The sequence below is a fragment of the Mycoplasma zalophidermidis genome, from assembly GCF_018913985.1.
Taxonomy (GTDB): Bacteria; Bacillota_I; Bacilli_A; order Mycoplasmatales; family Metamycoplasmataceae; genus Mycoplasmopsis; species Mycoplasmopsis zalophidermidis.
In genome coordinates this window covers 1-1,492 of record NZ_JAHMHK010000015.1, presented here as the reverse complement: position 1 = coordinate 1,492, position 1,492 = coordinate 1, and the positions used below count along the sequence as shown (strand labels likewise).

1 pseudogene is annotated in these 1,492 nt (G+C 23.9%); it reads right to left on the bottom strand.

Annotated features, from left to right (window positions below):
• A pseudogene (locus KQ878_RS03670) lies at window positions 1–1,492 on the bottom strand (Mbov_0399 family ICE element protein); the annotation flags it as partial.

The following is a 1,492-nucleotide window of genomic DNA, read 5'->3' as shown; positions in this document are numbered from 1 at the left end:
TACCTTTATTTTTCGAGACATTTTCTACTGGATAAATAAATAATATATCTTCTAATTCTACATTTTTTTGGGAAGTGATATTTCTTACAAGTTTATCTATTTCTTCGAAATTAAATTGATAGTCTATTTTATATTCTAATTTATATTTCTGATATAGAAAATCAGAAACATTTTTAATAATTTTATTTCTTAAATTGTCTAAATCATTTTCACTATATTTAAAAACTCATTTAACAACTAAACTTAAATCATAAAGAATCCTATTTCCGTTTTCATCATTAACAAATTCTGCTTGATTTGTAATATTTACAGTAGTAGTATTTCTAATTTTTTTATTAATACCTTCAATTATAAAATCAAATTTTGCTGATTTCCCTTTCGACAAATACCAAATACCTTCATTGTAATTTATTATTCTCACGTCATAATTAAGGTTTAAACCATACTTATTTAATTCATCTGTGATATATTCTATTACCTTCGTTTTTAACCCAACAATATTATTTTCGTTAATTATCAAGTCATCGATTTTAATGTTTTTAAGATCTATATCATTATCAATAATTTTATTCGTCGTATTAATTACTCCTACATAAAAAACGCCATTTCTACCATTTAATGCCTCTAAAACCAATGATGACTTACGAGGTAAGTTTACATTCGAAACATTTATCTGTGGTTTAATTCTCTGTTTAATTACTGTATCTAAATTTTTAATTTCATAATCAATACCTAATTTTAAATGTGGTATTTTGATAGCTATTTGCTCTAAAATAAAGCTTTTAATTTCATCATAATCATCTAAACCAGACAAATTAATGTCATCCACAACCAGACCTTCAAAAATATTGTTTTCATTGCTATTTATTGACTCTACATCTGCAAAACCTTCAATTTGCAATATAAAAGTGTTATTAGGTTCAATTCTGTACCTATCTTTATATTCCTCTTTAACTTCAACATCAATATTTAAAATTTTAGTATCTACATTAAAGCTCAAAGAAATGTTTAATTTACTTATTTCCTCCATATCATTAGTGAAAATTCTATTTATATTTTGATTTAACTTTTTAGTATATTCACTAACTAAACTATCACGAGCTAAACTCAATAATAGTTCTTGATTTAGATTTAAATTAATTAAAGTTTTTGCACTAGAATTAACATCTCTAAACTTAACATTTAAAAAATATCTCTGTTGTAATCTATAAATATCTTCACTTGTTTTTGGATTCAAATAGATATAAATACCTTGCTTATCTTCGCTAATTTCAATGTTAGCAATATTAACTTCACTTTTATGCTCAAAATCGCCTAATATATCTCTATACGCTCGCTCAAAACCATTAGTAATATATTTTTCCTTAAATTCTTCACTCGTATATTGATCGTCATTAATTGCATTAAATACTGGATTTATACTAATAAAATCATTGTATTTTGCACTTCAATACAATTCGTTAATATAACTTTTATAATACTGCATAGCACT